The sequence below is a fragment of the Streptomyces minutiscleroticus genome, assembly GCF_014650875.1.
In the GTDB taxonomy this organism is placed as follows: Bacteria; Actinomycetota; Actinomycetes; order Streptomycetales; family Streptomycetaceae; genus Streptomyces; species Streptomyces minutiscleroticus.
The window spans coordinates 112,367-125,176 of record NZ_BMVU01000015.1; the positions used below are offsets into that span (position 1 = coordinate 112,367).

Genomic DNA, 12,810 nt, shown 5'->3' on the forward strand with positions numbered 1-12,810 from the left:
GCCTTCAGGCGGTTGGAGGAGCGACCGGATGTTCTACTACGTGCTGAAGTACGTGCTTCTGGGACCGCTGCTGAGAGGGCTCTTCCGGCCCACGGTCCAGGGCCTGGACCACGTGCCGGCGACGGGCGCGGCCATCGTCGCCGGCAACCACCTGTCCTTCTCGGACCACTTCCTGATGCCCGCGATCCTCAAGCGGCGCATCACCTTCCTCGCCAAGGCCGAGTACTTCACGGGGCCGGGCGTGAAGGGCCGCCTGACCGCCTTCTTCTTCCGCAGCGCCGGGCAGATCCCGGTGGACCGCTCGGGCAAGGAGGCCGGGCAGGCGGCGATCCGCGAGGGGCTGCGCGTGCTGCGCGGGGGCGACCTGCTCGGCATCTACCCCGAGGGCACCCGCTCGCACGACGGCCGGCTCTACAAGGGCAAGGTCGGCGTCGCGGTCATGGCCCTGAAGGCCGGGGTGCCGGTGGTGCCCTGCGCGATGATCGGCACGTTCGAGGCGCAGCCGCCCGGCCGGAAGATCCCCCGCGTCCGCCCGGTGGCGATCCGCTTCGGCGAGCCGCTGGACTTCTCCCGCTACGCCGGGATGGAGGACGAGAAGGCGGTGCTGCGCGCCGTCACCGACGAGATCATGTACGCGATCCTGTCGCTGTCCGGGCAGGAGTACGTGGACCGCTACGCGGCGGACGTGAAGGCGGAGGCCGAGAAGAAGGACCGCAGGTTCCCCCGGATGCCGCTGAGCTGACCGCTCTGCCCTCGGCAGAGGCCCCTGGGCACGCCCCGGCGGGGCGCCTACGGTCGCCCCATGAGACGTGCGGTGGTGATCGGAGCGACAGGTCAGATCGGGCGCCCGGCGGTGCGCGCCCTGGCGCGGGACGGCTGGGAGGTGACGGCCGCCTCGCGCGGCGGCGGCCGGGACGGCACGTGGCCCGAGGGGGTGCGGGCGGTGCGCCTGGACCGCGAGGACGACGCGGCGCTGGCCGCGGTGGTCGGCGACGGCTGCGACCTGGTGGTCGACGTGGTCGCCTACGGGGAGCGGCACGCCCGCCGGCTGACCTCGCTGGCCGGACGGATCGGCTCGGCGGTGGTGGTCTCCAGCGTGTCGGTGTACGAGGACGGCGAGGGCCGCGGCTTCGACACCCAGGCCGAGCCGGACGGCTTCCCCGTGTACCCGGTGCCGATCCCGGAGACGCAGCGCACGGTGGCGCCCGGCGGGGCGACGTACAGCACGGGCAAGGCGGCGCTGGAACGCGAGCTCCTCGCCGCCGGGGACCGGCTGCCGGCCACGCTGCTGCGGGCCGGCGCGGTCCACGGACCGCACTGCCGTACGCCCCGCGAGCTGTACTTCGTCAAGCGGAACCTGGACGGCCGCCGCCGGAGGTTCCTCGCGTACGGCGGGGAGAGCCGCTTCCACCCGGTGAGCGTGCACACCCTCGCCGAACTGATCCGGCTGGCCGCGGCCCGGCCGGGCTCCCGGGTCCTCAACGCCTGCGACGACGAGGCGCCGACGGTCGCGGAGATCGGCGCCGCGATCGACGCGGTGATGGGGGTGGAGACGGAGACCGTCCTGCTCGACGGCGCGCCGGCGGGGCCGGTGGGCGACACCCCGTGGTCCGTGCCGGCGCCGGTGGTCTGCGACATGTCGGCGGCCCGGCGCGAGCTCGGGTACCGCCCGGTGGTCCGCTACGCCGAAACGCTCCCGGAGACGGTCGGGTGGATCGAGCGCCGCCTGGCGGGCCGGGACTGGCGCGAGGCGTACCCGAGGATGTGGGAGGTGTACGGCGACCTGTTCGACTACGCGGCGGAGGACGCCTGGGCGGACGGCCGGGCGTAGCCCCGGCCGCGGGCGCCCGCCGGGCCTGTCGCACGGTGAGGGGGCGGCCGTACGCTCCGGCCGCCCCCTCACCCACTCCTCGCGGTCGCCTACGGCTTGGGCGTGGCGTGCGGGGCGCACGTCACGTCGGACCGGTCGGTCCCGCCGCTGAGCAGGTAGGTGTCCACGCGCGTGTTGACGCACGGGTTGGTCAGGTTGGTGACGCCGTGCGAACCCGCGTCCTTCTCGGTGATCAGCCGCGAGCCCCTGAACCGCTTGTGCAGCTCGACGGCGCCCTCGTACGGGGTGGCGGCGTCGCGGGTGGACTGCACGATGAGCACGGCCGGCAGGCCCTTGCCGGTCCTGACCGTCACCGGCGTGCGCTGCGGCCCCGGCCAGGTGGCGCACGGCAGGTTCATCCAGGCGTTGGACCAGGTCAGGAAGGGGTAGTCCTTGTGCAGCCGGGTGTTGTCCCGGTCCCAGGTGCGCCAGTCGGTGGGCCACTTGGCGTCGGCGCACTCGACAGCCGTGTAGACGGCGTTGCCGTTCTCCGAGGAGGCGTTGCCCGCGGTGTCGGACAGGTCAGGGGCGGCCGCGTCGACGAGCGCCTGCGTGTCCCCGGCGACGTACGCGCTGAAGACCGTGGCGACCGGCACCCAGGAGGAGTCGTAGTACGGCGCGCTCTGGAAGAAGCCGATCAGCTCGGCGGGGCCGACGACGCCGCCGACGGGGTTCTTCTCGGCGGTGGCGCGCAGCTTCAGCCACTGGGCCTGGACCTCGGCCCGGGTGTCGCCGAGGTGGAAGGTCGCGTCGTTCTTCGCGACCCAGTCCTGCCAGTCCTTCCAGCGGCGCTCGAAGGCGACGTCCTGGTCCAGGTTGGCCTGGTACCAGATCTTCTCCTTCGAGGGGTTCACGACGCTGTCGAGGACCATGCGGCGCACGTGGCCCGGGAAGAGGGTGCCGTAGACGGCGCCCAGGTACGTGCCGTACGAGACGCCCACGTAGTTGAGCTTCCTGTCACCGAGGGCGGCCCGGATGACGTCCAGGTCGCGGGCGGTGTTGGGCGTCGTCATGTGCGGCAGCATCCAGCCGCTGCGCTCGGCGCAGCCGTCCGCGTACTCGGCGGCGAGCTTGCGCTGGGCGCGCTTGTCCGCCTCGGAGTCCGGCACCGGGTCCGCCTTGGGCGCCTTGACGAACTCCTGCGGGTCGACGCAGGAGATGGGCGCCGAGTGGCCGACGCCGCGCGGGTCGAAGCCGACGAAGTCGTACGCCTTGGCCGCGTTGGCCCAGATGGCGTTCTTACTGGTCACCCGGGCCGGGAAGCGCAGACCCGAGCCGCCGGGGCCGCCGGGGTTGTAGACGAGGGAGCCCTGGCGGGCGTCGGCGCCGCCGGTGTTGCCGATGCGGTCCACGGCCAGCCTGATCTTCTTGCCGTCGGGCCGGGCGTAGTCGAGCGGCACGGTCACCCAGCCGCACTGGATGGGCGCGGCGAGGCCCCAGTCCTCGGGGCAGTCCTTCCAGTCGACGCCCGCCTTCGCGGCCCGGGCGGCGGCGATCGCGGCACCGCGGGCCTCGCGGTCCTGGCCGTGACGCGTGCCGGCGCTGGCCGACGGTGCCACCACGGCCCCGGCTATCAGTGTCGCGGTGACGAGCGCCCCGGCCGAGGCCAGTGCGGCCGCTCGTCTCGTCGCTGTCATGCCTGTCAAGTGGAGATCCTCCCCCTGCGTGGATGCGTCCGGCAGAAGGATCCTTCCTGCTGTGCGCTTCCTGTGGACAGGGGGTGTGCGGCTTCTTTGCCAATCCGATAATCATGCGCACCGCTCCGTTGAACGGTGCACGACGCCTACCCGAACTCGCGCAGCGCCTCGTCGAGCACCCGGCGCACCCGCAGGGCGTCGGCGCCGAGCGCGGTCACCAGGACACCGGGACCGGGCAGCGGGGTGAGCGCGGCGGACTCCCCCAGCGGCCGGGCCGCGACGGGGCTCTCCCCGAACTCCGGCCGTACGACCACGAGCTGGCCCACCGCCCGGCATCCGGCGAGCACGGCGGGCCCGTCCCAGCCGCCCGGGGCGCCGGGCCCGCAGGACAGCTCCTGCTCCAGCAGCGCACGCCCGCCGGCGTACACGCTCAGCCGGCTGGTCAGCCGCCCCGGCCGCTCCCCGGCCCGGCCGAGCGCCTGCTCCTCGCGCAGCACGAGCCGTCCGCCCGCCGCGACGTCGGCCCGCGTGGTGACGGCCAGCTCGCTGCCCTGCGCGGAGATCAGCTGCTCGGGCAGCCAGCGCAGTTCCGCGTCCGCGCCGACCGTGAGCCGCACGTCGTACCGGGCGGCGTCCTTCGCCTGCCCCGGCAGCGCGATGGTGGCGGCCGCCGACCCGACGTGGAGCCGCGCCCCGGCCCCCGCCTCGGCCTCGACGGCGAGGCGGTCACCGCCGAGCGGTCCGCTCATCGCGCCGACCAGCATCACGCGCGCCTCGGCGCCGTGCGCCCGGACGCGGCGCAGCGCGAGCGGCCCCTCGCCCGCCAGCACGGGCAGCGCCGTGCCACCGCGCCCGTCGGCGCGGGCGCGCACGCGCGCGGTGGCACGGACCCCGGAGGTCACGCCGTCCACGCGGCGACCCGCCCCCGCACCCAGTCCGCGACCTCGCCGACCCCGCCCTCACCGCGCAGCGACTGGAGCACGACCGGCAGCTCCGCCCGCTGCGCCTTCGCGTCCGCCGCCATCCGTCCCAGGTCGGACCCCACGTACGGGGCGAGGTCGGTCTTGTTGATCACGAGCAGGTCGGCCGTGGTGACGCCCGGCCCGCCCTTGCGCGGGATGTCGTCGCCGCCGGCCACGTCGATGACGAAGACCTGCGCGTCGACGAGCCCCTTGGAGAAGGTGGCGGTGAGGTTGTCGCCGCCGGACTCGACGAGGATCAGGTCCAGCGGCCCGGCCTCGTCCTCCAGGTCCTCGACGGCCTCCAGGTTGGCGGAGATGTCGTCGCGGATCGCGGTGTGCGGGCAGGCCCCGGTCTCCACGGCGGTGATCCGCTCCGGCGGCAGCACGGCCTCCCGCAGCAGGAACTCGGCGTCCTCGCGCGTGTAGATGTCGTTGGTGACGACGGCGAGGGACAGCTCGTCGCGCAGGGCGCGGCAGAGCGCGGCGACGGTCGCGGTCTTCCCCGACCCGACGGGCCCGCCGAGTCCGATCCGCAGCGCCCGCCGGCTGCCGTCGGACCGGAACGCGTCGGCACCGAGGGCGGCGGGCCCGTCGTGGGAGTGGGCGGCCGGGGAGTGGTCGAGGTGCATGGAAGGCTCCATTCGTGTGTCGGTGTCGGGTACTGGAGGGACGGGCCCGGTGGGGAGGCCCCGACCGGGTCGGCGTCCACGGCAGGGCCGGCTGGTGACCCCCGGCCGGGGACCGCCAGCCCGTCCGGCGCTTGAGGACGAGCCCGTTCAGGGCGGCCGGGGGTCCGGGGGCGGAGTCCCCGAATCCGGAACCGGGGCCGGGGCGTCCCCGTATGGACGGGGTCCGGGGCGGGGCCCCGAGTCCGAGGGCCCCGGAACCGGCGGGCTCCGGGGCGGAGCCCCGAACCCTGCGGGGACCCAGGGGCGGAGGCCCGGAACCGCCGGGGCCCGGGGGCCGTGCCCCCGCGTCGGGGAGGGTGCGGCCCCCCGGGGCCGCACCCCTACGACGCGAACAGCCGCACGCCCCACGCGGCGTGCCCCTCCGCCCCGATCTCCAGCCAGGGCGCCGCCCCCGAGGGCAGCGCGCCCGCCCCCTCGTCGAGTGCCCGCCGCCCCGCCTCGGCCGCCGCCCCGGCCACCCGGTCCACCTCGGGCGCCAGCCGCGCCAGTACGGCCGTCGCCTCGAACGGGTCGAGGCTCAGCAGCCGCACCGTCGCGGTGGCGGGCCCGCTGACGCTCTCGTACGCGCAGCAGTACGCGGCGTCGTCCGCCCCGAGCCCCGCGGCCCGCGCGGCCACGCCCAGCACGACCGGCTGGTGCGCCCCCTTGGGGAACCGCCGCGCCAGGTCGTCCAGCTCGGCGGACGGCCAGGCGGCGCGGGCGGCCCGCGTCAGCTGCCGCCCGAGCCGCCGCCCCGCGACGCGCAGCGCCGCCGACGGCGTGCGCGCGTCCGCCGCGACGTCCAGCTCGCCCGGGTCGATCCCCAGCGCGGCGGCCGCGGCGAGCCCGGCCGACACCAGGCCCGACGTGTGCAGCCGCCCCCGGCAGAACTCCTCCAGGCTCGCGGCCCCGGTGACCCGCCCGGCCCTGACGGCCGCCTCGGCACCGCCGGAGTGGGCGTGCCCCCCGGCGGGGAACCGGCCGTCGGCCAGCACGAGCAGTGCGGCGCGTCCCATCAGGCTCCACCTCCCATCGGGTCCCGGCCTCCGTCAGAAGAGGAAGTAGCGCTGGGCCATCGGCAGTTCCGCGGCCGGCGTCGCCTCGACGAGTTCGCCGTCGATGTGCACGGCGAAGCTGTCGGGGTCCACCCGGACCTCGGGCCGCGCGTCGTTCTCGCGCAGGTCGGCCTTGGTCACCCCGCGCGTCGACTCGATCGCCACGAACCGCTTCCCGAGCCCCAGCCGCTCCGGCAGCCCGTCCTCGATCGCGAGCGGCGCGACGAAGTTGAAGGAGTTGGCCTCGGGTGCCCGCCCGGTCGCCCCGTACATGGGCCGGGGCAGGACGGGCTGCGGCGTCGGGATGGAGGCGTTGGCGTCGCCCATCTGCGCGTACGCGATCTGCCCGCCCTTGAGCACGAGCAGCGGCCTGACGCCGAAGAACGCGGGCTCCCACAGCACCAGGTCGGCGAGCTTGCCGGTCTCCACCGAGCCGATCTCGCGGGCGAGGCCCTGGGCGAGCGCCGGGTTGATCGTGTACTTGGCGACGTAGCGGCGTACGCGGTGGTTGTCGGCCCGCCCGTCGCCGGGCAGCGCGCCGCGCCGCCGCTTCATCACGTGCGCGGTCTGCCAGGTCCGCATGATCACCTCGCCCACCCGGCCCATGGCCTGGGAGTCGGAGGAGATGATCGAGATGGCGCCGAGGTCGTGCAGGATGTCCTCGGCGCCGATGGTCGAGGGCCGGATGCGCGACTCTGCGAAGGCCAGGTCCTCGGGGACGGCCGGGTTGAGGTGGTGGCAGACCATCAGCATGTCGAGGTGTTCCTCGGCGGTGTTGACGGTGAACGGCCGGGTCGGATTGGTGGAGCTGGGCAGCACGTGCGGCTCGGAGACGACGGTCATGATGTCGGGCGCGTGCCCGCCGCCGGCGCCCTCCGTGTGGTACGCGTGGATGCCGCGCCCGGCGATCGCGGCGAGCGTGTCGCCCACGAAACCGGCCTCGTTGAGGGTGTCCGTGTGGATGGCGACCTGGATGCCGGTCCGCTCGGCGACGGTCAGCGAGGCGTCGATCACGGCGGGCGTGGAGCCCCAGTCCTCGTGCAGTTTCAGGCCGAGGGCGCCGCCGCGGATCTGCGAGAGCATCGCCTCCTCGGAGACGGTGTTGCCCTTGCCGAGGAACCCGATGTTGAGCGGGTACCGCTCCATCGCCGCCAGCATCCGGGCCAGGTGCCAGGGGCCGGGCGTGACGGTGGTGGCCTTGGAGCCCTCGGCCGGTCCGGTGCCGCCGCCGACGAGCGTGGTGACGCCGGCCGCGAGGGCCTCGTCGGCGATCTGCGGGCAGATGAAGTGGACGTGGGCGTCGACGGCGCCCGCGGTGACGATCCGTCCGTTGCCCGCGATCACCTCGGTCTCGGGGCCGATGACGAGGTCGGGGTGGACGCCGTCCATGGTGTCCGGGTTGCCGGCCTTGCCGATGCCGGTGATCCGGCCGTCCCGGATGCCGATGTCGGCCTTGACCACGCCCCAGTGGTCGACGATCACCGCACCGGTGACGACGGTGTCGGGCGTGCCCTCGGCGCGGGTGGCGCGCGACTGGCCCATGGACTCGCGGATGACCTTGCCGCCGCCGAACACCGCCTCGTCCCCGGCGTGTCCGGGCCCGCCGGAGCGGTCCTCCTCGATCTCGATCAGCAGATCCGTGTCCGCGAGCCGGATGCGGTCCCCGGTGGTGGGTCCGAACAGGTCGGCGTACGCGGCGCGCGACAGTTCAGGCATCGAGGGCACCTCCGGTCTCCCCGCGCAGACCGGGCACCACGCGGGCGCCGGCGAGCGGGACGAGTTCGACGTCGACGGGGATGCCCGGCTCGAAGCGGACCGCGGTGCCGGCGGCGACGTTGAGCCGCTTGCCGCGCGCGGCGGCCCGGTCGAAGTCCAGACCGGGGTTGGCCTCGGCGAAGTGGTAGTGGGAGCCGACCTGGACGGGCCGGTCGGCGGCGTTGAGCACGGTGAGCCGGGTGACCTCGCGGCCCTCGTTGAAGGCGACGGGCTCCTCCGCGTACAGGATCTCTCCGGGGATCATGGCGGCCTCTCCCCCGTCAGACGATCGGGTCGTGGACGGTGACGAGCTTGGTGCCGTCCGGGAAGGTCGCCTCGACCTGGACGTCGTGGATCATCTCGGGAACGCCCTCCATGACGTCGTCGCGCGTGAGCAGTTCGCGCCCGGAGGCCATGAGCTCGGCGACGGTCCGGCCGTCCCGGGCGCCCTCCAGGACGTGCGAGGTGATCAGGGCGACGGCCTCGGGGTGATTGAGCCTCAGCCCGCGGGCGCGGCGCTTGTCGGCCACGTCGGCGGCCACGTGGATGAGCAGCCTCTCCTGCTCGTGCGGGGTCAGTTGCACGGCGTCCCACCTCACAGTCCTCGCTCCGGACCGTGCGGGGTCCGGTCGCCGGGCCACCGCGGCGGGGCGCGGCCGTCCGCACGGCGGCAGGACGGCGCGCCCCCGATGGCGCGCCCCTGCCGGGTGCGGGGACGAAACCCCTGGTGGCATGGATCGGCAGGCTAGTTGGAGGTCGTTTCCGGGACGTTAACCGCCACGCCGTCCGCGTCCGGGTGGCCGCCGGGCGTGCACGGGGCCGCCGCCGGCCCGGAAACCGCGGCGACCTGCCGCCCGGCACCCCGCGGTCCGTGCCGCGCACGGCGCCGCGGCCGCCTCCCCGCGGTGCGGACGGTCTACGACGTGCGGAGCCCCGCACCGCGGCGCACGGACGCCACGCATGCGGCATGCGGGTTCGGCGCCACCGGGTGCGGGGCCCGCGCTACGACGTCCGGGGCCCGCGGTGCTCCGCCGCGATGCCGAACCGCTGCTGTTCGCGGGGAGCGGACGCGACGTCGTGCACGTGCGAGACCGAGCTGACCATCCGCTCGTCCGCCGGCTTGTCGAGCTCTTCGAGTCGTCCCAGGTCGGCGGCGGAGACGAGGGCGACGAGGGGCTTGCCGTGCCGGGTGACGACGACGCGCTCGCCGCCGTACACCACGCGGTTGATCAGATCGGCGAGTTCAGCCCTGGCTTGCGTCACCGGAATCTCGTAGGCCATGCTCCCCATCATAACGTCATGTACGTCCTGTACATTTTTTACAGGACGCCATCGGAGGAGGCGTGTGCCATGACCCGACCGTCCGCCCGCTACGTGCTGCCCGAGTTCACCGAACGCACCAGCACGGGGGCCCGCACCATGGACCCGTACTCCAAGCTGCTGGCCGAGCGGATCGTCTTCCTCGGCACCCCGGTCGACGACACCGCGGCGAACGACGTCATGGCCCAGTTCATGCACCTCGAGCACCAGGCCCCCGACGAGGACATCTCCCTCTACATCAACTCCCCCGGCGGCTCGTTCAGCGCGATGACCGCGGTCTACGACACGATGCAGTTCGTCACCTGCGACGTGGAGACGGTCTGCCTGGGGCAGGCGGCGTCCGCCGCGGCGGTGCTGCTCGCGGGCGGCGCGCCGGGCAAGCGGCTGGCGCTGCCGGGCTCGCGCGTGCTGATCCACCAGCCCTCGCTCGCCGAGCCGGTGCGGGGACAGGCGTCGGACCTGGCCGTCCAGGCCGAGGAACTGCTGCGCACGCGCGGGAGGCTGGAGGAGATGCTGGCCCGGCACACGGGCCGCGACCGCGAGCGGATCGGCGCGGACATCGAGCGGGACCTGATCCTGGACGCGCCTGCGGCCGTCGAGTACGGGATCGTCGACCACGTCGTCACCGGCCGCAAGGCCTCCGCCCCCGGCGCGAGGTGAGGGGCCGATGCTGCCGCCCGAGCTGCCCCCGCTGCCCGCCCTGACCCGCGCCGAGGGCGAACTCGTCGACCGCTACCTGGAGGTGGCCGACCTCCTCGGCCGGATCAACCCCGCCCGCGCCGGCGACACCTACCGCGGACTCCGCGCCGCCCAGGCCCTGGTGGCCCGGGCGGCCCAGCTGCGCGACGCGCTGGCGCTCATGCACCGGCGGGGCGAGACCGAGCTGCACGCGACGACCCTGGCGCGGGCGCTGCGGGTGCTCGACGGCGAACGCAGGACGGCCCGCGTCCTGTTGCCCCCGGACGCCCCGGACTGACCGGCTGCGCACCGCCGGGACCCGCCGGACCCGCGTCCGCAGCATCCGCCCCACGTGCCGGCACCCCCGGGCGCGGTTTCAAACGGCCCGAACGGCTTACCCCCTCCCGGCGTAGCCGACCACCCTTTTTTCGGCGGAGAAAAGTTGCGCGAAGCGTCTGCGCACAGACCGGAATTGGGCGCTCCGACGCTGGTACGGCGGTCCACGACCCTTACGTCGGTGACGTGAGAACCGGGGTGTCCACCCGAACAGGCGAGTGGTGAGTAACAACACAAATCGCCGATTCCGTTCGTGGTTTCCGAGATCGGTGAGCCAAGATCCGTAGCGACGACAAGCCCCCGCCGAGGCGGCGGGGCGGTCCGGGCGGACGCCGAGTCCTGCCGCCGCCCGGACGACCGGTCGACAGAAGTGGATCGGCAGGAGTGGAGGACCCAAGCACGACGGGTCGCCGGAACGGTCACGCCATGACCGGGCCGAGCAGCCCTTGGGGTGAAGCCGCGTCAGCGGCCGGGCAACTTCGCCAGCCCGAATCCGACAGGTCATCCTTCACAGGCGGCTGACGAAGGGTTGCGCATGACTGCGCTCAATCGTGTCCCGTCGCTGATCACCCGGGCCGGCACCGCCTCGGCCCTCACCATCGCCGCCGTCGGCGGCTCCCTCGTGGTCCCCGGTCTCGCGTCCGACGCGCAGGCGGCCACCAGCGCGACGAAGGCACTGCAAGTGGCCGCCTCCAAGAAGGGTGCCCCCTACAAATACGGCGCCACGGGGCCGAGCCGCTTCGACTGCTCCGGCCTCACCCAGTACTCGTACAAGAAGGCGGGCAAGAAGCTGCCCCGCACGGCCGCGCAGCAGTACAACAAGACGCGCCACATCTCCGCTTCGAGCCGCAAGCAGGGGGACCTCGTCTTCTTCCACTCGGGCCGGAGCGTGTACCACGTCGGCATCTATGCCGGGAAGGGGCGGATCTGGCACTCTCCGAAGACGGGGGACGTGGTGAAGCTGCAGAAGATCTGGACGAAGAGCGTCTGGTACGGCCGCGTCAAGTGAGCCGGTGACCTGGGGGACGGCGCCGGTGAACACGTCGCCGTCCCCCTCCCGGGCTTGATTGCCCGCTCAACGGGTTACCAGTTCCACATGACCGACCACCGTCACCACTCGGAGCGCAACGAGACGCGCTTGGAGCGGGCCGACCGAAACTTCGTCGAGCTCCTCCAGGAACTGCGGGTCACGCAGACCGGCGTGCAGATCCTCTTCGCCTTCCTGCTCTCCCTCGCCTTCACTCCCCGCTTCCCGTCCCTGGACGACATGCAGCGGACGACGTACGTGGTGACGCTCCTGCTGTCGGTCCTGGCCGCGGCGTTGTTCACGGCGCCCGCCGCGGTGCACCGCATGCTCTTCCAGCAGGGCGCCAAGCCGCAGATCGTGCACGTGTCGTCGCATCTCGCGCGGATCGGCATGATGGTGCTCGCGCTCGCGCTCACCGGCTCGGTCCTGCTCGTGAGCGACGTGGCGCTCGGCCGGACGGGCGGCGTGATCGCCGGCGCGGGCACCCTGCTGGTCTGCGTCGGACTGTGGCTCATGGTGCCCCATCTGGTGGGCCGCGCGATCGACAGGGAGAAGAGCCGGGAGAGGAGCAGAGACGGGGGCGGCCCGGTCGACGCCCGGACCGGCACGGACGAGGACGGGAACGACCCCGACCAGGACGGGAACGACGCCGACGAGGACGAGAAGGGCGTCGGCGGGGGCGGGAAGCGCTCCGGCGGGGGCGGGAACGGCTCGGACCAGGGCTAGCCGGCGGTGCGGGACCTCCGCCGCCCTCGGGTACCGCTCGGGGAGCCGGACGCATCCGCCTCCTCAGGCGGCCGGCGAACCCCGGCGCCGCCTCACGACTTGTGCCGGTTCCCCGCCGCCAGGCTCTTTGCCGCGGTCGTCCACGGCAGTTCGATCGCCACCGTCTTGCCGCCCTCGCGGGTGGGGCGGACCGTCAGCCGGCCCCCGGCCTCCGCGGCCAGGCTGCGGATGATCACCATGCCCCGGCCGTTGTCCTGCTGGACGGCGGCCGGCAGCCGTTTCGGGAAACGGGGGTGACTGTCGGTGACGCCGACGCGCAGCCGCTCGTCGCGGTCGAGCGCGACGTCGACGGTGAAGGTGGGCGACTGCCCGAAGGTGTGCTGGACGGCGTTGGTGGCCAGTTCGGACACGATGAGGCGGACGGTGTCGGCGATCTCGGCGTCACCGGGCATGCCCCACTCGGCGAGCACGGTGATGACGTAGTTGCGGGCCACGGAGACCGAGGCAGGCTCGCTCGGCAGAGTGACGGATGCTTCCTGGTGGTCTGCCATGGCGACGTCGTCCCTTTCCCACGGGACCGGAGTGGCGACAGCGGAGCGGTTGACCCGAGTACGGTCCCGGACTCGGTGCTTCGCGCAAGACTGCCACTCCGCGACCCGTCACGGGCGGCGATCCGCCAAGATGTGCATATATCTGTCGCTCGAAGCGGTGAACTCTGCCGCGACCGACCGTATTTGGGCGAACGCCCTGCCCATCCTCTACCGTCGCCGTGGACA

The 12,810-nt window shown here is 73.7% G+C and carries 15 protein-coding genes and 1 riboswitch; of the genes, 6 read left to right on the top strand and 9 right to left on the bottom strand.

The window, feature by feature from the left end; genetic code table 11:
• Positions 1-28: 28 nt before the first annotated feature.
• Positions 29-742, top strand: a complete 714-nt coding sequence (locus tag IE271_RS17355) for a lysophospholipid acyltransferase family protein (protein ID WP_190191232.1) — start codon at positions 29-31, stop codon at positions 740-742.
• A gap of 60 nt (positions 743-802) precedes the next feature.
• Positions 803-1,831, top strand: a complete 1,029-nt coding sequence (locus tag IE271_RS17360; RefSeq protein ID WP_190191233.1) for an NAD-dependent epimerase/dehydratase family protein — start codon at positions 803-805, stop codon at positions 1,829-1,831.
• Positions 1,832-1,920: 89 nt separating this feature from the next.
• On the opposite strand, the gene IE271_RS17365 is transcribed toward IE271_RS17360, so the two are convergent.
• The 8 genes from IE271_RS17365 to IE271_RS17400 form a co-directional block, all read right to left on the bottom strand.
• Positions 1,921-3,507, bottom strand: coding sequence for an alpha/beta hydrolase (locus IE271_RS17365; protein ID WP_190191234.1), 1,587 nt, complete (start codon positions 3,505-3,507; stop codon positions 1,921-1,923).
• A gap of 146 nt (positions 3,508-3,653) precedes the next feature.
• Positions 3,654-4,418 (bottom strand): urease accessory protein UreD, encoded by a 765-nt coding sequence (locus IE271_RS17370; RefSeq protein ID WP_190191235.1) that lies wholly within the window; start codon positions 4,416-4,418, stop codon positions 3,654-3,656.
• Positions 4,406-5,098 (bottom strand): urease accessory protein UreG, encoded by a 693-nt coding sequence (gene ureG, locus IE271_RS17375; RefSeq protein ID WP_190191236.1) that lies wholly within the window; start codon positions 5,096-5,098, stop codon positions 4,406-4,408. Before ureG ends, IE271_RS17370 begins: the two co-directional genes overlap by 13 nt.
• 380 nt (positions 5,099-5,478) lie before the next feature.
• Positions 5,479-6,153, bottom strand: coding sequence for an urease accessory protein UreF (locus IE271_RS17380; RefSeq protein WP_190191237.1), 675 nt, complete (start codon positions 6,151-6,153; stop codon positions 5,479-5,481).
• A gap of 33 nt (positions 6,154-6,186) precedes the next feature.
• A complete protein-coding gene (locus IE271_RS17385; protein ID WP_190191238.1) occupies positions 6,187-7,908 on the bottom strand; it encodes an urease subunit alpha in 1,722 nt (573 codons plus the stop codon).
• Positions 7,901-8,212: an urease subunit beta gene (locus IE271_RS17390; RefSeq protein ID WP_190191239.1), complete on the bottom strand. Its 312-nt coding sequence runs from the start codon at positions 8,210-8,212 to the stop codon at positions 7,901-7,903. Before IE271_RS17390 ends, IE271_RS17385 begins: the two co-directional genes overlap by 8 nt.
• 16 nt (positions 8,213-8,228) lie before the next feature.
• Positions 8,229-8,531 carry an urease subunit gamma gene (locus IE271_RS17395; protein ID WP_190191240.1) on the bottom strand — a complete coding sequence of 101 codons (303 nt, stop codon included), beginning with the start codon at positions 8,529-8,531 and terminating at the stop codon, positions 8,229-8,231.
• A 418-nt stretch (positions 8,532-8,949) separates the two neighbouring features.
• On the bottom strand, positions 8,950-9,228 hold the full coding sequence (locus tag IE271_RS17400; RefSeq protein ID WP_190191241.1) for a type II toxin-antitoxin system Phd/YefM family antitoxin: 279 nt from the start codon (positions 9,226-9,228) through the stop codon (positions 8,950-8,952).
• Positions 9,229-9,297: 69 nt separating this feature from the next.
• On the opposite strand from IE271_RS17400, the gene IE271_RS17405 reads away from it, so the two are divergent.
• From IE271_RS17405 to IE271_RS17420, 4 genes are all read left to right on the top strand, one after another.
• A complete protein-coding gene (locus tag IE271_RS17405) occupies positions 9,298-9,927 on the top strand; it encodes an ATP-dependent Clp protease proteolytic subunit (RefSeq protein ID WP_190191242.1) in 630 nt (209 codons plus the stop codon).
• A gap of 7 nt (positions 9,928-9,934) precedes the next feature.
• The gene (locus IE271_RS17410; protein ID WP_190191243.1) at positions 9,935-10,243 is read left to right on the top strand and encodes a hypothetical protein; all 309 of its coding nucleotides are present in this window, start codon (positions 9,935-9,937) and stop codon (positions 10,241-10,243) included.
• Positions 10,244-10,679: 436 nt separating this feature from the next.
• A riboswitch (cyclic di-AMP (ydaO/yuaA leader) is annotated at positions 10,680-10,813 on the top strand.
• 3 nt (positions 10,814-10,816) lie between these two features.
• Complete coding sequence (locus tag IE271_RS17415; RefSeq protein ID WP_190191244.1) at positions 10,817-11,290, top strand: C40 family peptidase; 474 nt, start codon at positions 10,817-10,819, stop codon at positions 11,288-11,290.
• 87 nt (positions 11,291-11,377) lie between these two features.
• Positions 11,378-12,034 (top strand): DUF6328 family protein, encoded by a 657-nt coding sequence (locus IE271_RS17420; protein WP_229919385.1) that lies wholly within the window; start codon positions 11,378-11,380, stop codon positions 12,032-12,034.
• A gap of 92 nt (positions 12,035-12,126) precedes the next feature.
• Here IE271_RS17420 and IE271_RS17425 read toward each other — a convergent pair whose 3' ends face one another.
• Complete coding sequence (locus IE271_RS17425; RefSeq protein ID WP_190191245.1) at positions 12,127-12,585, bottom strand: ATP-binding protein; 459 nt, start codon at positions 12,583-12,585, stop codon at positions 12,127-12,129.
• Positions 12,586-12,810 lie beyond the last annotated feature (225 nt).